Raw genomic sequence first — 23,397 nt, forward strand, 5'->3', positions numbered from 1 at the left:
ATGCGGCCGATACTCCGGCCGCATCATCTTCCAGTTCTCAGGAGTAGTGCGCTGACTGCCTCGGCCGACAATCCGCAGCCGACAATGCCCGACAGGGTCCAATTTCGCGACTCGGTCGCGCGGGTAGTCGTACTCGCTTCCGGCGCTGGAACCCTGCTGACTTCGCTGATCGACGCTTCGCATGCCGAGGGATACCCCGCCGAGATCGTTGCCGTGGGTGTAGATCGTGACTGCCTCGCCGCCGAGCACGCTGTGGATTCGAAGATCCCGTCCTTCAAGGTCTCGATCAAGACCTACGAAAATCGTGCCGCCTGGGACGAGGCGCTGACAGCAGCAGTGGCCGAGTACGAACCCGATCTCGTGGTCAGCGCAGGCTTCATGAAAATCCTCGGCCCCAGCTTTCTCGAGCGTTTCGGCGGCCGAATCATCAACACTCATCCCGCGTTGCTGCCTGCCTTTCCCGGCGCGCACGCGGTTCCCGACGCTCTGGCGTACGGCGTGAAGGTCACCGGTTCCACGGTGCATCTCGTCGACGGCGGAGTTGATACCGGGCCGATCTTGGCGCAGGAAGCTGTGCCGGTGCATGACGACGACACCGAGTCTTCGTTGCATGAACGCATCAAAATTGTGGAGCGACGGTTGTTGGCGGACGTCATCGCCGCTGTTGCTACGCGCGGAGTGGTTTCCGATGGACGAAAGGCCGTGATCCCCAGTGAGTGAACGCAAGGCTGTGCGCCGTGCACTTGTCAGCGTCTACGACAAGAGTGGTCTGATCGAGCTGGCCACGGGCCTGCACGAGGCCGGTGTCGAGTTGGTCTCGACCGGTTCGACCGCGTCGAAGATCGCCGACGCCGGAATCCCCGTGACGCCGGTCGAGGCTCTGACCGGATTCCCGGAATGCCTCGAAGGCCGTGTGAAGACGCTGCATCCGCGCGTCCACGCCGGCGTTCTCGCCGATACCCGCAAGCCGGATCACCTCGCTCAGCTCGAGGAACTCGGCATCGCGACCTTCGAATTGGTGGTCGTGAACCTGTACCCCTTCACCGAGACGGTTGCCTCGGGCGCTAGCCCGGACGAGTGTGTCGAGCAGATCGACATCGGCGGCCCGTCGATGGTGCGTGCTGCAGCCAAGAACCATCCGTCGGTTGCCGTCGTGGTCGATCCGGCTCGTTACGCCGACGTCCTGACTGCCGTTGCCGGTGGCGGATTCACCTTGCGTGAGCGCACTGTGCTTGCAGCGCAGGCTTTCCAGCACACTGCGTCGTACGACGTCGCTGTTGCGAGCTGGATGACGAGCACGATCGCCGCTGACGAGGACGGTTCGCTGTTCCCGGCCTGGGTCGGTGCGACCTGGAACCGCAGCGCTGTTCTTCGCTACGGCGAGAACCCGCACCAGGACGCTGCGCTGTACGAAAACCCGGCTGCGCCTGCAGGTTTGGCTCAGGCGGAGCAGTTGCACGGCAAGGAGATGTCGTACAACAACTACACGGACTCCGACGCAGCGTGGCGCGCAGCGTACGACTTCACTGATCCGGCCGTCGCAATCATCAAGCACGCCAACCCGTGTGGCATCGCCATCGGCACCGACATCGCCGACGCCCACCGCAAGGCGCATGCATGCGATCCGGTCAGTGCTTTCGGTGGTGTGATCGCTGCCAACCGCGAGGTCACCGTCGAACTGGCCGAGCAGATCGCCGACATCTTCACCGAGGTCGTCATCGCGCCCTCGTACGAAGACGGAGCTGTCGAGGTTCTGCAGCGTAAGAAGAACATTCGTGTTCTGAAGGCAGCCGCTCCGACCGCTACCGGAATCGAACTGCGTCCGATCTCCGGCGGTACCTTGCTCCAGCAGCGCGACGTCCTGGACGCCGACGGCGACAACCCGGCCAACTGGACCCTCGCCAACGGTGAGGCTGCCGATGCCGAGACTCTCGCTGACCTCGAATTTGCTTGGCGCGCCAGCCGTTCGGTGAAGTCCAACGCGATCCTGCTGGCCTCCGGCGGTGCCTCTGTCGGCGTCGGCATGGGCCAGGTCAACCGCGTCGACGCAGCGCATCTGGCTGTTCAGCGAGCCGGTGACCGCGTCGTAGGTTCGGTTGCAGCTTCGGACGCGTTCTTCCCGTTCCCTGACGGTCTGCAGGTGCTGCTCAACGCCGGCGTCAAGGCTGTTGTGCAGCCGGGTGGTTCGGTTCGCGACAACGAAGTGATTGCCGCAGCCAAGGAAGCCGGTGTCACTCTCTATCTGACCGGTGCGCGCCACTTCGCGCACTGACTCCTACGTCGGTAGCGGGCCTCGACTCCTCAACGGGAGTTCGGGGCCCGTTCTGCATTCAGGCCGCCCGGGTCTTTCAGGCGGCGCTGCTGTGGGTGCCCTGGAGTTCGCGCGGTGAGCCGGTGATGACGACGCGTGAGGCTCCGCGACTGCGGATCTCGCTGATCAATGCGCCGAGGGTAGCTTCGTGGGCCGCATCGGAGTGTGAAAGATCCAGGGTGACGGCGTATCCGGTGAGGTCACCGGGCAGATCGACATACGGCGGCGCGATGGACAGTTGGTTGACTCGAAGTTTCATGTGGTGCTCCTGCGTGTGAAAGGTAAAAGAAAAGGCACCCGAGGCGTTTGCCCTGGGTGCCCGAGAACGAATCCGGTGAAACTGGGGATCATTCTCGGGGTACACCGCGCTTGTTGCCCATGTGCTTGGCCGACATTGCGGCCGAAAAAATGTGCTTGTCTGCGGTGCAGCTGCGCCACGAAGGTACGGATACGACGTGCGGGTGTAGCGACATGATGTCCGTTCCCTTCTGTGTGGCGTTGCTGGTTAATGGATGACCGTACAGCACGGATCGAGGGTTCGCACCAATAAAGAGCGCCGCGAACGTAAACTCCGGGTGACTTCTGTCCCCGGGCTCGCTGGATTGAAAGAGTCTGCGTTGCAGGTCAGGCGTAGAAAGCAGAATTCCCTCCGCGATGGTTCGCGGAGGGAACTTTCTACCTGAAAAAGAGGACGTTCGGTCTGTACGTGATCAGGAGAACGAACGGACCCACGCTGTGAAGGGCTCCGAGAACTCTGCCGAGTACGGAAGCGGCGCGACGTAGTCGGCACCGGTGGACTGTTCGTCGCCGATGTCCTTGAGTACGAAGTTGGCGTTGCGCATCCGCACGGAAGTCAGCGCTGTATGTGAGAGCGCGGCGTCGAGTGCCGCGACATCGGCGGGAATGACTTGGATGTCCTTGTCCGAGCAGCTCGTGAGAACGGGCATGCCCGCCGGTAGCGCCGCCACGAGCGCAACCGGGTCCAATGCGTCTTCCTCGGCGAGTGCCTTGGCATTGGCGTGTACGAGTCCCGCATTCTGCAGCGGCTCGGGCAGGTCATCCGGAACAGTGCCCTCGGATCGCAGCGACTCGACGGCATCGGCGAGCGCGACGCGCAGTTCGTCAGCCAGTTCGACCGGCAACTGACCGGCGCCGACGACGGCGTCGAGCTGGCGGTGAATCTGCGTCGTGAGTAGATCGAGAAGTCTGACGCTCAGTGGCTCGAGCAGTGCGAGGGCGCTGACTCTCGTGCCCTCTTTCGCGGTGGCGAGAGCCAGTGCGACTACGGCGCCGTCGCTGTGTCCCACCACGAACAAGCGCTCGGGATCGACGCCGGGTTGCCCGGCGAGGTAGTCCAGTCCGTCGGAGGCGGCGTCGACAAAAGTGTTGAAGCCGAGATCGGCGATGTCCTCGATGTCGTAGTCACCGAGGGCGGTTTCGCCACTGCCGAGCTTGTCGTAACGCAGGCTTGAAATCCCTTGTTTTTCAAGAAGATCCGCGATGAACCGCAGAGTTCCGATGTCGCCTTCGAGGAGGGCGCTGTCGCCGTTGCGATCGGTGGGGCCGCTGCCGGCCAGAATCAGCGCGGCCGGGGCAGGGGCGTCGGGTGAGGCGGCCAGGCGAAGACTCCCGTACAGGGTGACGTCGCCGGATTGGAACGAGATCTCGGTGTCGGACATGACGACTTGTCTACCAGGTCGGTGCGGTCAGGCGGTGCGCAGACTCCGGACACGACGCCAGCCACGCCAGCTGAACCACAAGAGCGCGGCGAGCAGGGGAATGATCAGGAGCGGCAAGATCATCGCGATCAAGGAAGTGAAGAAAGTCAGCACATCCTCGATGACGGAAACGACGGGATTTGCCAGCCCACCGGTAGTGGCCGTACTGACCGCGCGAGTGCCGGTCTGCGCGGCGCTGAACGTCAACGCCGTCGGCGCTCCGACGATGATGCCCGCCAACGCGGCCATCGCAGGGTCGAGATGACTGAATGCCGCCCAGGCGGCGATCACTCCGGCAATCGGTCCGGTGACGTTCCCGATCACCGAGAGTGCGTTGTCCACGAACGGAATGAGGTCGGCACCCAGTTCGACCACCGCGGCGATTGCCAATGCGACCAGCGCGCCGGTCGATCCGATCCACCGCATCGACTCGCCGACGGTGATCCCGAACAGTTCGAAGTGGACGGCAGCGCTGAGCATCAGCAGCGGCAGGAAGGTTCGCATTCCGGACGCTGCGGCGAGTCCGAGGCCGAGCATGGCCGGCAACACCCAGGTATCCATGGGTGGAGTTTAGGTCTACTGTGCGCCTTTATTAACCGCCGGCGGTTAATAAAGGCGCACAGCAAAGTCTCGGAAAGGACCTTTCATGGCGACAAACCCGCAGCCGATGTTCTTCCTCAACCTGCCCGTCAAGGACCTCGGCAAGGCCACCACCTTCTACGAGGGCCTCGGATACTCCAAGAACACGCAGTTCTCCGACGAGAATGCGTCGTCGATGGTCATCAGTGACACCATCGTCGTGATGCTGTTGGCCGAGCCCTTCTTCAAGACCTTCACCACCAAGGGCATCGCCGACACCTCGACGTCGACGGAAGCGCTGCTCGGTCTCTCGGCCGAGACCCGTGAGGCCGTCGACGCCCTCGTCGACAAGGCGCTCGCGACCGGCGGTTCCGAAGGAAACGCGACGCAGGATCACGGCTTCATGTACAGCCGCAGCTTCCAGGATCCCGACGGCCACATCTGGGAAATCATCTGGATGAATCCCGAGAACATCGAGGGCTGAGCGACCGAACTTCCTCGGCGAGAGGCGAAACCCCGAAAACACTCGTAGCGTGGAGTGGTGACTGTCGCAAAAACCCTCGGAGAGCTACGCGCCTCCGGACACGTACAGCGAAGTGTCAAGGAAGAACTACGAGAGAATCTTCTCGCCGCGTTGCGGGACGGCCGTGACCCCTGGCCCGGGATAGTCGGGTTCGAGGACACGGTCGCCCCGCAACTCGAGCGGGCGCTGATCGCCGGCCACGACGTGGTTCTGCTCGGCGAACGAGGTCAGGGAAAGACGAGGTTGCTTCGCACTCTCGGGCTCCTGCTCGACGAGTGGACGCCCGTCATCGAAGGCTCGGAACTGGGGGAGCACCCGTACGAGCCGATCACACCGGCTTCGATACGTCGAGCCAAGGAACTGGGTAACGACCTCCCGATCGCCTGGCGACACCGCAGCGAGCGGTACTCCGAGAAACTGGCAACGCCGGACACCTCGGTCGCCGACCTGATCGGAGATGTCGACCCGGTCAAGGTGGCCGAAGGTAGAAGCCTCGGTGATCCGGAGACCATTCACTTCGGTCTCGTGCCCCGCGCGCATCGCGGAATCGTGGCCATCAACGAGCTTCCCGACCTCGCCGAGCGCATCCAGGTCTCCTTGCTCAACGTGATGGAAGAGCGGGACATCCAGGTCCGCGGGTACACGCTTCGGCTTCCGTTGGACGTTCTTCTGGTCGCGAGCGCCAACCCCGAGGACTACACCAACCGCGGGCGCATCATCACACCGCTCAAGGACCGCTTCGGCGCAGAAATCCGCACTCACTACCCCGTCGAGTTGGCGGGCGAGATCGCGGTGATCGAGCAGGAGGCGCACCTGGCCGCGGAGGTGCCTGACTACCTTCTCGAAATTCTTGCCAGGTTCACGCGCTTGCTACGCGAATCCACCTCGGTGGACCAGCGATCGGGTGTGTCGGCACGCTTTGCCGTCGCCGGCGCGGAAACCGTCAGTGCCGCCGCGGTACGACGGGCAGCGGTGCTCGGCGAAGCCGATCCTGTTGCACGGCCCGTCGATCTCGAGTCCGTGGTCGAGGTTCTTCGCGGCAAGGTCGAGTTCGAATCCGGTGAAGAGGGACGAGAACTGGAGGTGCTCGAGCACCTGCTGCGTCGCGCGACGGCCGATACGGTTCGGGTACGTCTCGGCGGGATCGACCTGGGGATGCTGGTTGCTGCGGTGGAGATGGGCAACACGATCGTCACCGGTGAATCTGTCACGGCCAAGGCATTTCTCGACGAGCTTCCGGACCTCGAGGTCCTGGACGAAGTAGCCGAACGCCTCGGCGCGCAATCCGACGGCGAGCGTGCCGCCGGTGCCGAACTTGCCCTCGAAGGGCTTTACCTCGCGCGCCGGATCTCCAAAGATCAAGGCCCGGGCGGCCGCTCGGTGTATTCGTAAGGGGCAGTGATGATCCACAATCCGCGGTACGGGCCTTACGACGGTGGTCCCGATCCGCTGGCGCCTCCCGTGGATCTGCGCGAGGCCCTGGCAGCAATCGGCGACGACGTGTTGTCGGGCACGTCGCCGCGCCATGCCCTCCGAGAGCTCCTGCGCCGAGGCAACCGGGACATGCGCGGGCTCGACGACCTTGCCGCCCAGGCGAACCGGCGTCGACGCGAGTTGCTGCGCCGCAACAATCTCGACGGAACTCTCGACGAGGTTCGTAAGCTTCTCGACAAGGCGGTGCTCGAAGAGCGCAAAGAATTGGCACGTGCTCTCGACGACGACGCACGATTCAACGAAATGCGGATCGAGGAGTTACCGCCGTCGACAGCTCAGGCCGTGCAAGATCTGGCCGACTACAACTGGCGCAGCGAACAGGCGCGCGCGGATTACGAGAAGATTCGTGATCTGCTCGGACGTGAGGTCCTCGATCAACGCTTCTCGGGAATGAAGCAGGCACTCGAGGGCGCTACCGACGAGGATCGTGAGCAGATTCGCCAGATGCTGGCAGATCTGAATCAACTGCTCGATGCGCACTCTCGGGGTGTCGACACTCCGGAGCAGTTTGCGGAATTCATGGACAAGCACGGGCAGTATTTCCCGGACAACCCGCGCAACGTCGACGAACTTCTGGATTCGTTGGCGCAGCGCGCGGCGGCCGCACAACGATTGCGTAACTCGCTCTCGCAGGAGCAGCGTGACGAGTTGGATGCGTTGGCGCAGCAGGCGTTCGGCGATCCGAGCCTGATGAGTGAGCTGAGTCAACTCGACCAGTTTCTTCAGGCGGCTCGGCCAGGTGAGGACTGGGAAGGTTCGCAACAGTTCCGCGGCGACAACGGAATGGGGTTGGGTGAGGGAACCGGTGCCCTGCAGGACATCGCCGAGCTGGAATCGCTGGCAGATCAACTGTCGCAGCAGTATGCAGGCGCAGCGCTCGACGACATCGACCCCGAGCTACTCGCGCGGCAACTCGGCGACGAAGCCGCCGCTGATGCTCGCACCCTGGCCGATCTCGAAAAGGCTTTACAGGAACAGGGTTTCTTCGATCGCGCACCAGACGGTCAATGGCGCTTGTCGCCCAAAGCCATGCGACAGCTCGGGCAGACTGCTCTGCGCGATGTCGCCGGGCAACTGTCGTCGCGAACCGGCCAACGCGATACGCGTCGGGCCGGTGCGATGGGTGAACCGACCGGAGCGTCCCGCGAATGGGAATTCGGGGACACGGAACCGTGGGACGTCACGAGAACCATCACCAACGCCGTCCTGCGTGACCCGGGCCGAATGCCGGTGCGGCTGAGCGTCGTCGACGTCGAGGTGGCCGAAACCGAACAGCGCAGTCAGGCTGCGGTTGCTCTCCTGGTGGACACGTCGTTCTCGATGGTGATGGAAGATCGCTGGGTGCCGATGAAGCGCACCGCTCTGGCACTCAATCATCTGGTGAGTACGCGATTTCGCAGCGACGAACTCCAGTTGATCGCCTTCGGACGCCACGCGCACGTGCTGAGCCCGTCGGAGCTCGCTGGTTTGGACGGCGCGTGGGACCAGGGAACCAACCTGCACCACGCACTGTTGTTGGCGGCCAGGCATCTTCGACGCCACTCCAACGCACAGCCGGTGGTACTGATCGTCACCGACGGTGAGCCGACGGCTCATCTCGAAGCGGACGGAGAAGCCAGGTTCGACTACCCGCCGAGTGCGCGAACCCTCGGTTTGACGGTTCGAGCACTCGACGCAGTGGCCAGGCTGGGCGCCAAGGTCACGTTCTTCCGCCTCGGTGAGGATCCAGGTCTGGCCAGGGTGGTCGACCGGATGGCGCACCGGGTGGGTGGACGCGTCATCGCACCGGACCTGGACGGCCTCGGCGCAGCCGTCGTGAGTGACTACATGCGAGGTCGCCGTTAATTCTGCCGCCGTCAGTCTTGTTCAGCGGGCTGGTGCTGGGTGATGCAGTGGATGCCGCCGCCACGTTCGAACAACGGTCTGGCGTCGACGGTGACGACAGTGCGTCCGGGGTAAGCGGCTGACAGGATCCGGGCCGCTTCGGCGTCGGCCGGATCGTCGAAGCTGCAGGCGATCACTCCACGATTGACCACGAGGTGGTTGATGTAGCTGTAGTCGACGAATCCCGCGTCGTCGCGCAGGATTTCGGGAGCGGGTACCCGAATGACCTTCCACGGCCGGCCGCCGACGTCCGTCGAGCTTTCGAACAACTCGATGATCGTCTTGCTGACGGCGTAGTCGGGGTGCACCGGATTGCGTTGGTCATGGACGAGTACCACTCCGGGGGAAGAGATGGCAGCGACGATGTCGACGTGTCCGCGCGTTCCGTAGGTCTCCTGATCGCGGGTCAACCCGCGGGGAAGCCAGATCACGTGCTTGGCGCCGATGGTGCGGGCGAGTTCGGCCTCGATGTCGGCCTTCGTCAGGTCGGGGTTTCGTCCCGGATCGAGTTGGACGGTTTCGGTGACCAAGACGGTGCCGAGACCGTCGACTTGAATACCGCCGCCCTCGTTGACGATTGGTGAGTCGATCAACTGGGCACCGGATTGTTCGACGACAAATGCGCCGATCTTCGAGTCCTTGTCCCACTGCGCCCAATCCTGTGCACCCCAGCCGTTGAACACCCAGTTGACTCCGCCGAGACGGCCTTCGTCGGACAGGACGAACGTCGGCCCGATGTCGCGCATCCACGCGTCGTCGAGAGGTGCCTCGACGATGTCGACCTTCTCGGACAGGTACTTTCGTGCTTCTTCGACTTCGGCGGGATCGACGACGACGGTGACCGGCTCGAATTCGGCGACAGCGTGGGCGACGGCCGCCCACGTCGAGCGCGCTTCGTGCTGCTCTTCCGCAGTGTCCCCGAGAGAGTATCCGGCGCTCGGGTACGCCATCCAGGTACGTTCGTGCGGCTCACTTTCCGCGGGCATGCGCCAGGTCATCGGTTGGCTCCTGCAGTGTTCACCGGTGCGGTCAGGGCCGAGTAGGTGTCGGGTCGGCGAGTGGCCAGGAACGGGAACAGGGCAAGCCAGTCTTCACGGTGCTGCAGGTCGAGATCTGCGACCAGGACGGCTGATTCGTCGCGCGGAGCCTGAACGAGGATGCGTCCGTACGGGTCCGAGATGAACGACGAACCGTAGAAGGTGATGAGACCTTCACTGCCGTGGCGATTGGGGACAACCATGAAAGTGCCGTTGGCGATACCGTTTCCGACGATCACTTGCTGCCACAGCGGTTGGGTGTCGAAGTTCGGGTGATCGGGTTCCGAGCCGATCGCCGTCGGGTACACCAGGACCTGGGCACCGGCGAGGGAGTATGCACGTGCGACCTCGGGGAACCACTCGTCCCAGCATGTCGGGAGACCGAACTTGGCGCCGAGTGCCTCGTGAACGGGGTATGCGGCCTCGGACGGACCGCCGCGAAAGTACGTGTCCTCGTAGTACCCGGCCGTCACCGGAATGTGGAGCTTGCGGGTACGACCGAGAAGTTCACCCCCGGGCGAGACCAGGATCGCGGTGTTGAAGCCCAGGCCGTCCTCGGCGTCGCTGCGCTCGTACAACGACGCGTGAACGAGAACCTGGTTCTCCGCGGCGGCCTTGGTGGCGAAGGCGAAAGTGGGTCCGGTGAGCAGGTCTTCCGCCGCGCGTCCGGGATTGTCGCCGGCCGGGGTGGAGGCGGGGTAGCGGCTGAGCGTCAGCTCCGGAAGAAAGACCACGGAAGCGCCCAGCTTCGCTGCGGACGCAATGCCTTCGCTCAATTCAGCGTGGAGGTCGTCTTGGTCCTCGTGCCAGCGATGTTGGACGAGACCTACACGCAGAGGGGTGGACGTGGACGGCGAAGTCGCGGCCGGTGACTCGGGTGGGGTGAGGGCGGTGATCGTCAGCATGGGGTTTCCTCGGTGCTCGGGTATTCGACGTTCAACGTAAAACGAATGTGATTCGTTAAGTATGGTGGGTGAGCGCTGATTGATCAAGGACTTTCGAGGAATTGTTTTTTGCAGCGCCCCGGACGGTGTGGATCACTACAGGAGGACATATGCCGCGGCCATCGCAACGACTGCTCTCACCGGCGATCATCACCGAGGCAGCGATCGAGTCGGTGGACGAATCCGGCGACTTCACCATGCCGGGACTCGCCGCAAGACTGAAGGTTCGACCGTCCTCGCTCTACAACCACGTTTCCGGACGAGCCGAGATCGTCGAACTGATGAGGGCTCAGCTGATGGCAGGAATCGACGTCGAGTCGGCCTCGGGGACCTGGAGTGAGACCGTCGCGGCGCTGGCAGCCGAGTACCGGCGAAGCTACGCCGCGCATCCTCGTCTGATTCCGCTCTTCACTGCCCAGACGGTGCAGGCCGGTGTGGCGTTCACCCTCTACAACGCATTGGCGCAGGCATTTGCCGATGGTGGCTTCGACCCGACCGAAACACTGCACGCGATCACGACCGTCGACAGTTTTGTTCTCGGTTCGGCCTTGGACCTGGCGGCGCCGGACGTCCAGTGGGCGTCTGGACCCGAAGCCAACGACGCGATGAAGGCGGCGTTGGCAACATCCGGGAAAAATCCCGAACGTGCCGACGCCGCCTTCGAATTCGGCTTGCGCGTGTTGATGGCGGGCCTGATCGCGCAGGCCCCCGAAGCTAGTGACTCCTAGGACACGCTGAGGTCGTTCTCGTCGCGCAGAGCCTCCGTGTCGCGATTGAGGGTCTTGCCCTCGAAGAACTCGGGATTGCGCACTCGCATGACCATCATCAGGACCGCGCCGAGGATGAGGATTCCGAACCCGAGGAAGAAGACCAGGCCGATCCCGCCGATGGATGCTCCGCTGGCGTTGTCCGGATTCATACTCTCCTGGACCGAAATGACGAATACCGCAAGCAGCATGAGACCACCGATGAGTGGGAACGCGAACCGGAAGACGAAGTTTCGTACGCTCTCGAAAAGCGTCTTGCGGAAGTACCACACGCACGCGAATGCGGTGATGCCGTAGTACCAGCAGATCATGATGCCGAGTGCGGCGATCGTGTCGAGCAGTGCACTTTCGGACAGGAACGTGACAACGCTGTAGAACACTGCGGTCACCGCGCCGGCCACGACCGTGGCGTAGGACGGCACCAGGAAGCGAGGGGAGACCTCGGCGAGCTTCTTGGGGAAGGCTCCGTACGCGCCCATGGCGAGCATGGTTCGTGCGGCGGGCAGAAACGTGGTCTGCAGGCTGGCGACGGAGGAGACGAAGACCGCGAGGAACAGAAGCATTCCGCCCCAGTTGCCCAGGACCGGGTCGGCCAGAGCGCCGAAGACGTTCTCGGAGTTGTCGGGGTTGCCGAGGCCGAGGCCTTCCTCGCCGACGCCGGCGTACATCATCGCGGCAACAGCGACCAGCAGGTAGGTCAGGAGAATGGTTGCGACACAGAGCAAACCGGCGCGGCCCGGGGTCTTCTTGGGGTTCTTCGACTCCTCGCCCAGCGTGAGACAGGTATCCCAGCCCCAGAACGCGAAGATCGATCCGGTGAGTCCGATGACAAACGCACCGATGGCGAGTCCGCTGAACGGGTTGAACCAACTCAGGTCGAAGGACAATCCGGCCGGGGCATCGCCGGCGCCGACGTGAACCAGTGCAACGACGGCGAAGACGACCAGCAGCACCATCTGGAAGCCTACGAGCGCGAACTGTACGCGCTCGCTGGTCGTGATTCCCCGACTGGCAATCCAGGTGGCCAACGCGATGAACACCAGTGTGGTGCCGACGTTGACGAATTTATTGCCCGGCAGATCGGCGATGGAGGGATTGTCGGCCACCCGCGCGATGAACAGATAGAAGAAGTCGACGGCAATCGCAGCGAGATTCGAGAGCACGATGATGGTGGCGATCACCATGCCCCAGCCGCACATCCAGCCGACGTACGGTCCGAATGCCTTGGTGGACCACGTGAATGACGCTCCGCAGTCAGGAGTGTCGGAGTTCAGTTCGCGGTACGCGTACGCGGTGAGGAACATCGGGATGAAGCCGGCGATGAAGATGGCGGGCATCTTGAGACCGACCGCAGCGACGATCAATCCGATGCTGGCCGTCAGGGTGTAACCCGGTGCCACGGAGGAGATTCCGAGCACCGCGCCGGAGATCATGCCGATCTTGCCGGTGGCGAGGCCTTTGGAACTCAGTTCGGTGCTGGTCATGACAGTGCCTCCGGCTGGGTGAATTCGTGCTTGGGCACTACGACCATGGGTACGGGCAGTACGCGCAGCATCTTGGCGGCGGTCGAGCCCAGGAACAGTTTGCGGGGCTGTGCGAGTCGACTTGAACCGACCATCACGAGGTCGCCGTCCTGCCAGTCCAGTTGACGCACTGCCGATTCCACGGTAGATCCGTCGGCAATGATGACCTCGATGGGGAACTCCGCGGGGAGCGCGGCTCTTGCGACGTCGAGTGTGTCCTGAGCGTGATTTCGTGCACGCTCCCTGGCCGACTCGGCGGTGTCGCGATGATCGCGCAGATCGTTCTGGGGGTCGAGCGCTACCAGTGAGACCAGTCGCAACGGAACCTGCATCAGTTCGCTGGCGCGCACGGCGGTGTTCAAGACGATGTCGGCGCCGACACGGGTGCCGAGTGCACAGGTGACCTCTCGTATCGTAGTGGCCGCCGAGTGCCGCGTTCCGCGAGGCGCCAGTGCTACCGGGACGTGGGCGGAGTGAAGCAGTTCGGTCGAGACCGAACCTATCGCGTGACGGCCGAGCAGACCGTCGCCGGAAGCTCCCACCACGATCGCGAGCGCATTCAGTCGGTCCACTTCGTCGAGCAGGCCCTGAGCAAACGACTCGTGGAAGCTCAGGTGTACTGCCACCTGGATGCTCTCGGGCACCGACGCTTTCGCCTCGGCGAGCCAGTCGTGTGCACGCGCGGCGAGGATGTCGTCGTAGCCGGCTTCCGAGGGAACCTTGGCGGGCAGTGTCCGATCCGGTGGGAGGACCATGCAGATGTCGAGTTGCGCGCCGAGACTGCGCGCGAGCTGGGCCCCGAGGACCAGCCCGTCTTTACCGCTGGGTGTGGCGAGGTATCCGACGATAAGGCGCATGGTGGCTCTTTTCCGGATTGGAGGAATCTGCTGTGCGCCTTTATTAACCGCGGGGGGTTGATAAAGGCGCACAGCAGGAGGGGCGGCGACTCAGTCGTGCGAACTCATGACGTGCTTGAGACGGGTGTAGTCCTCGACTCCGTAGGCCGAGAGATCCTTGCCGTAACCGGAATACTTGAAGCCGCCGTGCGGCATTTCGGCGACGAGCGGGATGTGGCAGTTGATCCACACCGCACCGAAGTCGAGAGCAGCGGAGACGCGTTGCGTGACACCGTGATCCTTGGTCCAGATGCTCGAGGCCAGGCCGAACCGAACGTCGTTGGCAAGCGTGATCGCCTCCTTCTCGTCGGAGAAGCTCTGGACTGTGAGGATAGGACCGAAAGTCTCTTCCTGCACGATGTCGTCCGATTGCGCGACGCCGGTGATGACGGTCGGCTCGAAGAAGAATCCGGTTTCGCCCGAACGCTTTCCGCCGGTAACGATCTTGGCCGACGCCGGCAGGTTCGCGATCTTGTCGCTCACGGCGTTGAAGTGATTGATGTTGTTGAGCGGGCCGTAGAAGGCATCAGGATCGGAAGGCGCTCCGGGGCGCAGCTTCTCGGCGTTCCGGACGAGGGCTTCGACGAGCTGATCGTGGATGGACTCGTGAACGATCACGCGAGTGGCCGCGGTGCAATCCTGGCCGCCGTTGAAGAACGCTGCCTCGGCGATGCCGGTGGCGGTCTTCTCGATGTCGACGTCGCCGAAGACGATCGCCGGCGCTTTGCCGCCCAGTTCGAGGTGCGCGCGCTTGAGTTGCTGTGCTGCGGACACGGCGACAGCGATGCCCGCCCGCACCGAACCGGTGATCGAGACGAGACCGAGGGCCGGGTTCTCCACCAACGTCGCTCCGGTTCCGCCGTTGCCGAGCACGACGTTGAACACACCGTCCGGCAGGATGCCCTTCGAGAGCTTCGCCAGGACCAGCGTGCTGCCCGGTGTGGTGTCGCTGGGCTTGAGGACGATCGTGTTGCCGGCCGCGAGGGCGGGCCCGATCTTCCACAGCGCCATCATGAACGGGTAGTTCCAGGGCGTGACCTGACCGACGACGCCGATCGGCTCACGACGGACGTAGGAGGTGAAACCCTCCATGTACTCTCCGGCCGCCTTGCCCTCGAGAAGTCGTGCGGCTCCGGCGAAGAACCGCATCTGATCGGCTCCGACCTTGACCTCTTCGTCGGCGATCATCTGGTGAGCCTGGCCGGTGTTGGCGCTTTCGGCTGCGACGATTTCGTCGCTGTGCGCTTCGATGGCGTCGGCGAGCTTGAGGAGTGCAGCCTGCCGCACGCTTGGTGTCGTCTTACCCCAGGTCTCGAATGCGCGCCGTGCTGCTTCGACGGCGGCGTCGACGTCTTCCTTCGTGGAGACCGGCGTACGCCCGACCACACTCTCGTCCACGGGGTTGATCAGGTCGAGTGTTTCCGTCGCGGCTGAGGCGACGAATTCACCGTTGATGTAGTTCTCGAGTACGACGATCGACATCGGTACCGGTTCCTCTCGAGGTCGAACGAGTTCCGGCCGAGGTGATCAGCACGGAACTCGCACTTTGTGGGGCGTGTGTGAGCAAGTGTGCGCTGACTCACAAGTAAAGGCAGCTGCCAAAAAGGTGAAATCTTTGATCGCCGACGCGCCGAGTTGTACAGTCCAGCCCATGACGATCGCTGTGCGGTGGATGTTGGCGCAGCCGGACCTCGCGCTGGAACTCAAAGGTGGGGCGCGGGGTGTCGGTCGCGAAATCACATTTGCGCACGCCACGGAGTTGCTCGACCCTTTCCGGTGGTTGACCGGCGGCGAATTCATCCTCACCACCGGCATCCGATTGCCGTCCACTCAGCAAAAGCGCGGCCGCTATCTCCGAATGCTCGACGCGGCAGGTGTGGCGGCGGTGGGATTCGGAACCGGGCTCTCGTACCCCGAGGTCCCGGCCGATCTGGTGGCCGTCGCCGACGAGATCGGACTCCCGCTGATCGAGGTGCCGCTGCCGACGCCTTTTGCTGCCGTCGTCAAGCGCGTAATGAGCCGGTTGGCAGAGCAGGAATATGAAGCTGTCCTCCGGGCGTCGCGGGCGCAACCGCGGATGACGCGTGCCGTCATTTCCGGCGGAACTGCCGCAACCGTGCGTGAACTGGCGATCGCAACCTCGGCGACGGTGCTTCTTCTCGACGTCGCCGGAAGAGTTCTCGAGAGCTCACCTCAACTGCCGACGGACGACGTGATCGACGAACTGCGAGCAACTCTCGGGGGCGGTGCCTCCAGTAGCGTGACGCTCGCAAGGTCTGGAGCGTCGATCGCGGTGCAGCAGATCAGCGTCGGGCGAACGCCGTACGGATACCTGGCGGTGATCAGTGCTTCGGCGCTCAGCTACGTCGATCAGATACTGCTCGGTCACGCGAACTCGTTGTTGGCGTTGGACTTCGAGAAACCTGCGCGTCTGCGTGCTACTCAGGATCAGTTGAATTCGCACGCCCTCGGGCTGCTGCTCACCGAGGATCGCGACCCGGCGCCGGCGTGGCAACAGATCAGGCAGGCCGCCGACGGCGAGGGAATGATCCGAGGATTGACAGTTCTTGCCGACACGTCCGACGTAGCGGGACGCGTCGGAGCCGAGATTGCCGAGTTCATGAACAAGGCAGGGCGCCAGTTGTTCTCGCGGATCAACGACACTCGCGTCACGGTGCTGCTGCGTGGAACCGACGACGTCGAGTTCGCCCGAGAGTTGCTCGGCGGGGTATCGCGGTCGGATCTTCGCGCGCTTCGTGTCGGCTTGAGCGCGCGACGGGTGGTCGCTGCGCTGGCGGTCGCCGTCGAACAGTCCCAGTTGTGTGCGTCGGCGGCGGAAATCGGTGGCGAGCCTTTGGAATTCGCAGCTCTGACCGGAAGTGTGCTGCTGTCTTTCGATTCGACGCGTGAAGTGCTCAACACGCTGGCGGAAACGATGATCACACCGATCGAGGACTACGACCGTGACAACGGCACCGAACTGCTGGCGTCGCTGCGGGCATTTCTCGAGGCCAACGGACACTGGGAAGCGGCCGCCATCACGATGGGCGTTCACCGGCACACACTGCGGAGCCGAATGGCGAAGGTGGAGAGCCTGATCGACTGTCGGCTGGAAGTGGCCAGGGTTCGGGCCGAACTACTGCTCTCGATCATTGCCCGGCAATCGTGACTGCCGGGCAATGATCGAGACTTGGCAAAGCGGCCGTCAGGCCTTGCTGCGAGCGATGATGTCGGCTGCGGTTCGCTGACCCATCCGAACGGCACCGTCGACGTGCTGGTACCCCTCGGCCGCAATGTCGGAGCACGAGAAGTGAATCGGGCCGACGGGCGTGCGGGAATCCGCGCCGTAGCGGTGCAGGCCTCCGAGGTCGAAGCTCGCTGCGTACGCACCGCGGGTCCATTCCTCCGAGCCCCAGTCGGATTCGTAGTACACAACCGGCTCTTCGGCCTTCGGGCCGAGATAGCGGGCAAGTGAGGCCAGAATCGTGGCCTTACGCTCCTCGACGGAAAGCTCGAACATCGCGTCGGCCTTCTCGTCGGAGACGAAAGCGACCAGGGTGCCGCGATCGTCCTCGTGGTTGGTGTTGTCGTACACCTCCTGCACTACCTCGGACGCGCCGAAGCCGGTGCCGGAGAGGCCGTCTTCGCGCCAGAAAGGCGTCTCGTACACCGCGTGAACCTTGATGACGAGGCCGAGGGACTGGTGCTGGTGCATCTGGTGCTGACGACGCGGCAGCGGGGGATCGTACGAGATCCGGGAGTAGAGGTTGGGCGGTACGGCCAGGATCACTCGGCTTGCCTCGACGCGAACATCGCCGTCCGCCAACACCGTTGCACCGGATTCGTTCCACTGCACCGTACGCACGGGTGCGTTGAGGAAGACGTCGTCGCCGAGGGCCTCTGCCATGCGGATCGATACCTGCTGCATTCCGCCGATCACTCGCTTGTCGAGGATGAAGTCCTCGTCGACGAGATGGGAGAACGAGCCTGCGGAAGCGGCCATGAGTACGGCCTGCAGGGCAGAGAACGAGTGGGCGGGCTTGGTGAGCATGCCACCGGCGATGAAGAGACCGATGTTGTCACGTGCCTCGGCGTCGTCGGACTGATTGATCAGCCACTGCTTGAAGGAGACTGTGTCGAGATCGCGGGCGAGGGGATGTGCCCACGGTTCCTCGGCGCCGATCTGCGCTGCGAGATCGTCCATCTCGTCGATGAGACGGTCCATCTCCTTCTTCGTGGTGTCGTTCGTGGGGAAGGAATCACCCGTGTATCGCGTCCGCTCGCCCGCTGACGAGATGTAGACGGACTCGCCCTCGCGGTAGCGCTCGAAAGTTTTCAGGCCGAGTTCGTCGAGCAAGGCGATCAGGGCGGTCTGGTCGGGGGAGACCCACTGGCCGCCGATTTCCAGAACTGCTCCGTCGATGGTGTCGGTCCACGTGCGGCCGCCGACGCGGTCGCGCGCTTCGATTACAGCGACGGTCAAACCGGCCTTGCGCAGCGCGGTTGCAGCTGCCAGGCCAGAGGGGCCGGCGCCGACGATTGCAACGTCTCTCTGGAGAGTAGGCACTTGCGAGCTCCTTCATGTTGAGCACCGCTCGAGTCGAAAGCTGCCGACGAGCGAGTGAACGGGTGTCGGTTTTCAGTCTGTCCCGAGGAGACGCACACCACACCTGACGAAACGGCGTGTTCGATCGTCGAACTTGTGCCGTTTAGGCGCGCAGCTAGCCGTTGATGACGTGACGATCGCCGAGCGGTCGGCTCAGCGGGACATCCAAGCTGCCGAACACGGCAACCAGAATGCACATCTTGTCCGCGGCCTCGGGCAGTGCCCCGGTTCGGAGCGTGACGATCACCGTCGTATCGGTCTCTTCGACGGTTGCGTACGCGCCGTAGCACTCCGGAGTGCCGGTCACGAAGTGGACGGCCACCGTGTGATCGTCGACCTCGGACCACGATTCGAACATCGTGGCCGTCGCACCCACGATGTCGGTGCGGCTGTCGAACTCCGTGCCCATCTCGCTGTCGTCGACCTCGTCGGGAACGGGGGTTCCGAGCGACCAGTCGGCGGGACTTGCTTCGTTGGCCGCCATCGGATTCGGTGCGGCAACCGGCCCCGTGGTCTGGGCCCCGACGGAGCATCCGGCCACAGCAAGGCAGGCCAGAACGGCGAGGGTTAGTACACGCATGAATCCACCGTAACCCTGCTCAAGCGAGTAGCGCTGTGACCAGCGCAATTGCCGGAATTGACGCCAAAGTGGTGACAAAGGCACTGTCTCGGGCGAGGACCATTCCGCGCCGATAGCGGCTTGCGTAGATGAAGACGTTCTGCGCCGTCGGCAACGTCGAGACGACCACGATGGCGAACAACTGATGACCGTCGATGCCGAGGAGGAAATGCGCCATCAGATAGGCCAGCACAGGTTGGACCACGATCTTGAGCGTCGACGCCAGCGCGACGTCGCGGCGTGGACTCGAGCCCTTCTCCAGCACCCGCACGCCGTAGAGCGAGAGCCCGAATGCCAACAGCGCACCGGGTACCGACGTCGCGCCGATCAATTCGAAAGGCTGCATCAGCGGCCGGGGCGGTACCCAACCGATCAATGCGACGATCAACCCCGCAGCGCCCGCGAGCACGATCGGATTCTTGAACGGGGCGGTGACGGTGTCGATCAACGAGAGCTTCTCGGCATCCGCGCCGCGAAGGGCCGTCAGATCGAGGATCGTCAAGGCGATCGGGGAGTACACGACGATCTGGAAGAGCAGGAGCGGCGCGACGAACGTGGCATCGCCGAGCACGAACACCGCGATCGGGATTCCGAGGTTGGCTGAATTCACGTACGAAGCCGACAGCGCGCCGATGGTCAGTTCGGGTAGCGGCCGGTTGAGCCAGATCTTTGCGACGACGACGTACAGAGCGCCGACGGCAAAGGCAGTAGCCGACGCAACGGCGAGCGTCGGCGAGAAGATCACCGAAAGATCGGACGACGCGAGGGTGGTGAACAGCAGGGCAGGCGTCGCGACGAAGAAGACGAGTCGACCGAGAACGAACTGTCCTTGGCTACCGAGGGTGCCGAGACGGCCGAGGAGATACCCAACCGCGATGACAACAAAAATTACGGTGAAACCCGCAACAACTCCCGACACGCTGCGGGCACCTCTCGACTGGAATGAACGACTTCGGGAAATCTTAGTCCGGGCAACAAAAAGGCCGCGCAGTCGAGTGACTGCGCGACCTCTTCGGTACTTCTACGTGTGACTACCGAGCACGTATGACTACCGGGCGGCGGTGAAGGGGAGCAACGCCATTTCGCGTGCGTTCTTCACTGCAACGGCGACCTGACGCTGCTGCTGCGGGGTCAGGCCCGTGACGCGACGGCTGCGGATCTTGCCGCGGTCCGAGATGAACGTGCGAAGCAAGTTGATGTCCTTGTAATCGACATGCGTGATCTTCGCTGCGAACAACGGGTTCTTCTTGGGCTTACGACCCTCTACGGGGCGTGGCTTCTTCGACGGTGAACGCTTGACTGCCATCCGACTTCCTTACCAGCTCGACTTGTGTACGCCAGGCAGTTCCCCACGGTGCGCCATTTCTCGCACGCGAATCCGGGAGAGCCCGAACTTCCGCAGGTGGCCGCGCGGACGTCCATCCGCAGCGTCTCGATTGCGCAATCGTACCGGACTGGCGTCGCGTGGTAGACGTTGCAGGGTCGCTTGGGCCTTCGCGCGCTCCTCTGCCGAGCTTTTCGGGGAGCGGATCGTCTCCTTGAGAGCGGACCGCTGCTCCGCGTACCGCTCGACGACGACCCGTCGCTGGTTGTTCTTCGCGATCTTCGACTTCTTGGCCATGCCTACTTCTCTTCTCGGAAATCGACGTGCTTTCGCAGCACCGGGTCGTACTTCTTCAGTACGAGTCGATCGGGGTCGTTACGACGGTTCTTGCGGGTCACGTACGTGTACCCGGTGCCCGCGGGGGACTTGAGTTTCACGATCGGGCGGATCTCGTTGCGTGCCATCTGCTCAGACCTACTCGCCGCGCGCGCGGATCCGGGCGACGACGGATTCGATGCCGTCGCGGTCGATCGTCTTGATGCCCTTGGTCGAGAGCGTGAGTGTGATGCGACGCCCCTCGCTGGGCAGGAGGTAGGTCTTGCGCTGGATGTTCGGGTTCCAGCGACGGTTCGAACGCTTGTGAGAGTGCGAGACGGATTTTCCGAACCCCGGCACACGTCCGGTCACTTGGCAGTGAGCCGACATGGGTGTTCCTTTCAACTTGCAGATGACAATCATTTTCGACAATGCGGTGAGATCAATGTACCGTTCAACCTCGGTAATGACAATCATTCCCAGAAAGGCCCGCTGTGAACACGATCTTGGACGGCAGGACTCCGCTGGTCCTGGTCGCCGGCATGAGCGAATCCACCCCACACACCGCACGAGCGTTGCTGCGAACCGGAACTGTTCTGGTCCACCACGACCTGAGCCACGTCCGTGAAGGGGTGGTCCGGCGGACGGTCACCTCGATGACCGGGAGTGCCGGGTCTGCCGGCACTGTGTCCGAGCGCGAGACGATCCTCGAGCTCGCGCACGGCTGCGTCTCCTGCACCCTGCGCGAAGACTTGCTGCCGCTCCTGCGCCGGCTTCACTCGCACAGTTCGGTGCAGCGGATCGTGTTGCTGTTGGACCGGCAACTCGAGCCCGAGGCGCTGTGCTGGGCGATCGAGCACGTCGTCGTGACCGGCGTCGTCGGCCAACTGGACGGACCGGCGCAGCGGGACGTCCGCGTCGATGCCGTCGTGACGTGCATCGACGCGGCGACCTGGCTGGCAGACGCCACCGGCGACGAAGCTCTCGACGACGACCGCACCCTGGCTCAGGTCGTCGTCGGGCAGGTCGACTTCGCCGACGCGCTCGTCCTACGCGGGTCCGATGCGCTCGACGGCTGGCAGCGGTCCCGCTTGAACGCGGTTCTCGCGCGCATCGCTCCACGGGTACCCGTCTTCGATGAGGGAGACGACATCGAGGCACTGCTCCTCGAGATGCCTGCGGATGCGCGACGCGGTGAACTGGCCGACGCTCACTCACCGCTGTTGCGTCGCCAGCCGCCGCTCGACGACGACGGCGGAGTGATGCTCGTCGAGTTCACCGCGAACCGGCCGTTCCACCCCGGACGTCTGCACGAGGCGATCGACGTCCTGCTCGAAGGCGTCGTGTACTCCCGAGGGCGAGTCTGGGTGGCAACCCAACCGGGTGAAGCGCTCTGGCTCGAATCGGCGGGCGGTGGCCTGCGAGTTGCCAGCGCTGACACCTGGCTTGCCGCGATGACGCCGGAGGAACGAGACCGCGTTCCAGCTGAACGCCGTGCACTCGCGGCCCTGAAATGGGACGAGCGTTTCGGTGATCGCGACACCTCGATGGTCGTTCTGACGTGCGGTGCGAACCCGCTCGAGATCGACCGAACACTGCAGCACGCCTTGGTCACCGACGACGAATTGGCGGACGAAGCGTCGTGGGCAACGTGGGAAGACCCGTTCGGCGAGTTTCACGAAGACCCGTGTGACGAATCCGAATCACCTTATGCCGAAACCGAATCAACGCGAGAGGGAAACGAATGAAGAAGCAGATGCACCCCGACTACCACCCGGTGGTCTTCCAGGACGCCAGCACCGGCAAGAGCTTCCTGACCCGATCGACCGTGACGAGTGAGCGCACCGTCGAATGGGAAGATGGTGGCACGTACCCGCTGCTGGTCGTCGACGTCACGAGCGACTCTCACCCGTTCTGGACCGGAGCGCAACGTGTGATGGACACCGCCGGACGCGTCGAGAAGTTCGAGCGGCGCTACGGAAAGCGCAAGGCACTCTGATGGCCGTTCCCAAGCGGAAGATGTCCCGTTCCAACACGCGCAGCCGTCGTGCCCAGTGGAAGGCGACGGCGCCCGATCTGGTCGAGGTCACAGCCTTCGGCCAGACCCACCGAGTCCCTCGGCGACTGGTCAAAGCAGTTCGACTCGGGGTGATCGACCCGAGCCGCATCTGACCGTGCGATCCTTGGCCGGTGCTGCTGAGGATCCTCGAACTGGTGGGCATCGTGGCGTTCGCGGCCTCGGGTGCCCTGGTGGGCGTCACCAAGCGACTCGACATCTTCGGGGTGTGCTCGGTGGGTGTGTTCACCGGCATCGGCGGCGGTATCGTCCGCGACGTTCTCCTCGGCGTCCATCCGCCCAGCTCTCTGAGCAGTTGGCCGTACTTCGGAACGGCCGCCGCCACCTCACTCGCCGTGTTCTACCTCCACGAGCCGCTCAATCGACTGCGTCGTGAAATCCTGGCGCTCGACGCACTGGGGATGGGCTTGTTCGCGAGCACCGGCGCCGTCATCGCGCTGGACAACAACGCCAGTTCGCTGGCGGCGACGTTGATCGGTGCGACCGCGGCGATCGGCGGCGGCGTGATCCGCGACGTTCTCGTCAACGAGGTGCCACTGCTCCTGCACAAGGACCTGTACGCGGTTCCCGCACTGCTCGGCGCTGCGTTGGTGGTCACAGTCTCGCAAGCCGGACTGTCCACCAACGCCGCGCTGGTGTGCGGCACAGCGTTCGCCGCGGTGTTCAGACTGCTTGCGTTATGGCGTCATTGGAGCCTGCCCGGGCCGAGGCGAACCCGGGACTGACCGCGACACGCCGGAGGCCGGAATCGGACCCTCTCAGCCGCATCTCAGCACTTCA

General features: G+C 63.7%; 26 protein-coding genes. 11 read left to right on the forward strand and 15 right to left on the reverse strand.

Annotated features, from left to right (window positions below; genetic code table 11):
- Positions 1-720, forward strand: coding sequence for a phosphoribosylglycinamide formyltransferase (purN, locus tag G4D79_RS13245; protein WP_081558239.1), 720 nt, complete (start codon positions 1-3; stop codon positions 718-720).
- A complete protein-coding gene (purH, locus tag G4D79_RS13250) occupies positions 713-2,272 on the forward strand; it encodes a bifunctional phosphoribosylaminoimidazolecarboxamide formyltransferase/IMP cyclohydrolase (protein WP_003946407.1) in 1,560 nt (519 codons plus the stop codon). Before purN ends, purH begins: the two co-directional genes overlap by 8 nt.
- Positions 2,273-2,348: 76 nt before the next feature.
- Here purH and G4D79_RS13255 read toward each other — a convergent pair whose 3' ends face one another.
- From G4D79_RS13255 to G4D79_RS13265, 3 genes are all read right to left on the reverse strand, one after another.
- Positions 2,349-2,570, reverse strand: a complete 222-nt coding sequence (locus tag G4D79_RS13255; RefSeq protein WP_003946391.1) for a hypothetical protein — start codon at positions 2,568-2,570, stop codon at positions 2,349-2,351.
- A gap of 451 nt (positions 2,571-3,021) precedes the next feature.
- The gene (locus tag G4D79_RS13260; RefSeq protein ID WP_054828129.1) at positions 3,022-3,990 is read right to left on the reverse strand and encodes a S9 family peptidase; all 969 of its coding nucleotides are present in this window, start codon (positions 3,988-3,990) and stop codon (positions 3,022-3,024) included.
- Between the two features lie 27 nt (positions 3,991-4,017).
- Positions 4,018-4,590, reverse strand: a complete 573-nt coding sequence (locus tag G4D79_RS13265; protein ID WP_007727593.1) for a DUF4126 domain-containing protein — start codon at positions 4,588-4,590, stop codon at positions 4,018-4,020.
- Between the two features lie 85 nt (positions 4,591-4,675).
- Here G4D79_RS13265 and G4D79_RS13270 point away from each other — a divergent pair, with 85 nt between their 5' ends.
- Genes G4D79_RS13270 through G4D79_RS13280 form a run of 3 tightly spaced genes read left to right on the forward strand, consistent with a single transcriptional unit; the run spans position 4,676 to position 8,470 of the window.
- Positions 4,676-5,092: a VOC family protein gene (locus G4D79_RS13270; RefSeq protein WP_007727590.1), complete on the forward strand. Its 417-nt coding sequence runs from the start codon at positions 4,676-4,678 to the stop codon at positions 5,090-5,092.
- Between the two features lie 54 nt (positions 5,093-5,146).
- Positions 5,147-6,523, forward strand: a complete 1,377-nt coding sequence (locus G4D79_RS13275; protein WP_085998896.1) for an ATP-binding protein — start codon at positions 5,147-5,149, stop codon at positions 6,521-6,523.
- A 9-nt stretch (positions 6,524-6,532) separates the two neighbouring features.
- Positions 6,533-8,470 (forward strand): VWA domain-containing protein, encoded by a 1,938-nt coding sequence (locus G4D79_RS13280; RefSeq protein ID WP_041815135.1) that lies wholly within the window; start codon positions 6,533-6,535, stop codon positions 8,468-8,470.
- A gap of 11 nt (positions 8,471-8,481) precedes the next feature.
- Here the strand turns inward: G4D79_RS13280 and G4D79_RS13285 are convergent, their stop codons facing one another.
- The gene (locus G4D79_RS13285) at positions 8,482-9,507 is read right to left on the reverse strand and encodes an agmatine/peptidylarginine deiminase (protein ID WP_099698248.1); all 1,026 of its coding nucleotides are present in this window, start codon (positions 9,505-9,507) and stop codon (positions 8,482-8,484) included.
- Complete coding sequence (locus G4D79_RS13290; protein ID WP_099698247.1) at positions 9,504-10,451, reverse strand: nitrilase-related carbon-nitrogen hydrolase; 948 nt, start codon at positions 10,449-10,451, stop codon at positions 9,504-9,506. Before G4D79_RS13290 ends, G4D79_RS13285 begins: the two co-directional genes overlap by 4 nt.
- A 149-nt stretch (positions 10,452-10,600) precedes the next feature.
- On the opposite strand from G4D79_RS13290, the gene G4D79_RS13295 reads away from it, so the two are divergent.
- Positions 10,601-11,218, forward strand: a complete 618-nt coding sequence (locus G4D79_RS13295; protein WP_047272565.1) for a TetR/AcrR family transcriptional regulator C-terminal domain-containing protein — start codon at positions 10,601-10,603, stop codon at positions 11,216-11,218.
- On the opposite strand, the gene G4D79_RS13300 is transcribed toward G4D79_RS13295, so the two are convergent.
- From G4D79_RS13300 to G4D79_RS13310, 3 genes are all read right to left on the reverse strand, one after another.
- Entirely contained in the window at positions 11,215-12,741 is a 1,527-nt protein-coding gene (locus G4D79_RS13300) for an APC family permease (RefSeq protein WP_099698246.1), read from the reverse strand. The genes G4D79_RS13295 and G4D79_RS13300 overlap by 4 nt on opposite strands.
- Positions 12,738-13,637: a universal stress protein gene (locus G4D79_RS13305; protein ID WP_099698245.1), complete on the reverse strand. Its 900-nt coding sequence runs from the start codon at positions 13,635-13,637 to the stop codon at positions 12,738-12,740. Before G4D79_RS13305 ends, G4D79_RS13300 begins: the two co-directional genes overlap by 4 nt.
- A gap of 90 nt (positions 13,638-13,727) precedes the next feature.
- The gene (locus G4D79_RS13310) at positions 13,728-15,158 is read right to left on the reverse strand and encodes a gamma-aminobutyraldehyde dehydrogenase (RefSeq protein ID WP_099698244.1); all 1,431 of its coding nucleotides are present in this window, start codon (positions 15,156-15,158) and stop codon (positions 13,728-13,730) included.
- A 169-nt stretch (positions 15,159-15,327) separates the two neighbouring features.
- Here G4D79_RS13310 and G4D79_RS13315 point away from each other — a divergent pair, with 169 nt between their 5' ends.
- Positions 15,328-16,845 (forward strand): PucR family transcriptional regulator, encoded by a 1,518-nt coding sequence (locus G4D79_RS13315; RefSeq protein ID WP_063315956.1) that lies wholly within the window; start codon positions 15,328-15,330, stop codon positions 16,843-16,845.
- Positions 16,846-16,881: 36 nt separating this feature from the next.
- On the opposite strand, the gene G4D79_RS13320 is transcribed toward G4D79_RS13315, so the two are convergent.
- The 7 genes from G4D79_RS13320 to rpmB all read right to left on the reverse strand — a co-directional run bounded on the left by G4D79_RS13320 (position 16,882) and on the right by rpmB (position 20,930).
- A complete protein-coding gene (locus G4D79_RS13320; RefSeq protein WP_099698243.1) occupies positions 16,882-18,243 on the reverse strand; it encodes an NAD(P)/FAD-dependent oxidoreductase in 1,362 nt (453 codons plus the stop codon).
- A 154-nt stretch (positions 18,244-18,397) separates the two neighbouring features.
- On the reverse strand, positions 18,398-18,862 hold the full coding sequence (locus G4D79_RS13325; RefSeq protein ID WP_007727550.1) for a hypothetical protein: 465 nt from the start codon (positions 18,860-18,862) through the stop codon (positions 18,398-18,400).
- 19 nt (positions 18,863-18,881) lie between these two features.
- Positions 18,882-19,820 carry an AEC family transporter gene (locus G4D79_RS13330; protein WP_003946401.1) on the reverse strand — a complete coding sequence of 313 codons (939 nt, stop codon included), beginning with the start codon at positions 19,818-19,820 and terminating at the stop codon, positions 18,882-18,884.
- Between the two features lie 129 nt (positions 19,821-19,949).
- Positions 19,950-20,207 (reverse strand): 30S ribosomal protein S18, encoded by a 258-nt coding sequence (gene rpsR / locus G4D79_RS13335; RefSeq protein WP_003946414.1) that lies wholly within the window; start codon positions 20,205-20,207, stop codon positions 19,950-19,952.
- A gap of 9 nt (positions 20,208-20,216) precedes the next feature.
- Entirely contained in the window at positions 20,217-20,522 is a 306-nt protein-coding gene (rpsN, locus tag G4D79_RS13340; RefSeq protein WP_003946379.1) for a 30S ribosomal protein S14, read from the reverse strand.
- Positions 20,523-20,524: 2 nt separating this feature from the next.
- Positions 20,525-20,689, reverse strand: coding sequence for a 50S ribosomal protein L33 (gene rpmG / locus G4D79_RS13345; RefSeq protein ID WP_099698242.1), 165 nt, complete (start codon positions 20,687-20,689; stop codon positions 20,525-20,527).
- Between the two features lie 10 nt (positions 20,690-20,699).
- A complete protein-coding gene (gene rpmB, locus G4D79_RS13350) occupies positions 20,700-20,930 on the reverse strand; it encodes a 50S ribosomal protein L28 (RefSeq protein ID WP_099698259.1) in 231 nt (76 codons plus the stop codon).
- A 104-nt stretch (positions 20,931-21,034) separates the two neighbouring features.
- Here rpmB and mrf point away from each other — a divergent pair, with 104 nt between their 5' ends.
- Genes mrf through G4D79_RS13370 form a run of 4 tightly spaced genes read left to right on the forward strand, consistent with a single transcriptional unit; the run spans position 21,035 to position 23,342 of the window.
- Positions 21,035-22,288 (forward strand): ribosome hibernation factor-recruiting GTPase MRF, encoded by a 1,254-nt coding sequence (mrf, locus tag G4D79_RS13355; protein WP_099698241.1) that lies wholly within the window; start codon positions 21,035-21,037, stop codon positions 22,286-22,288.
- Positions 22,285-22,539 carry a type B 50S ribosomal protein L31 gene (locus tag G4D79_RS13360; protein ID WP_003946367.1) on the forward strand — a complete coding sequence of 85 codons (255 nt, stop codon included), beginning with the start codon at positions 22,285-22,287 and terminating at the stop codon, positions 22,537-22,539. The genes mrf and G4D79_RS13360 overlap by 4 nt, the downstream gene beginning before the upstream one ends.
- Positions 22,539-22,712: a 50S ribosomal protein L32 gene (gene rpmF / locus G4D79_RS13365; protein ID WP_007727540.1), complete on the forward strand. Its 174-nt coding sequence runs from the start codon at positions 22,539-22,541 to the stop codon at positions 22,710-22,712. Before G4D79_RS13360 ends, rpmF begins: the two co-directional genes overlap by 1 nt.
- Before the next feature lie 18 nt (positions 22,713-22,730).
- Positions 22,731-23,342: a trimeric intracellular cation channel family protein gene (locus G4D79_RS13370; RefSeq protein WP_003946409.1), complete on the forward strand. Its 612-nt coding sequence runs from the start codon at positions 22,731-22,733 to the stop codon at positions 23,340-23,342.
- Positions 23,343-23,397 lie beyond the last annotated feature (55 nt).

Source organism: Rhodococcus sp. WY5, assembly GCF_018588185.1.
In the GTDB taxonomy this organism is placed as follows: Bacteria; Actinomycetota; Actinomycetes; order Mycobacteriales; family Mycobacteriaceae; genus Rhodococcus_F; species Rhodococcus_F qingshengii.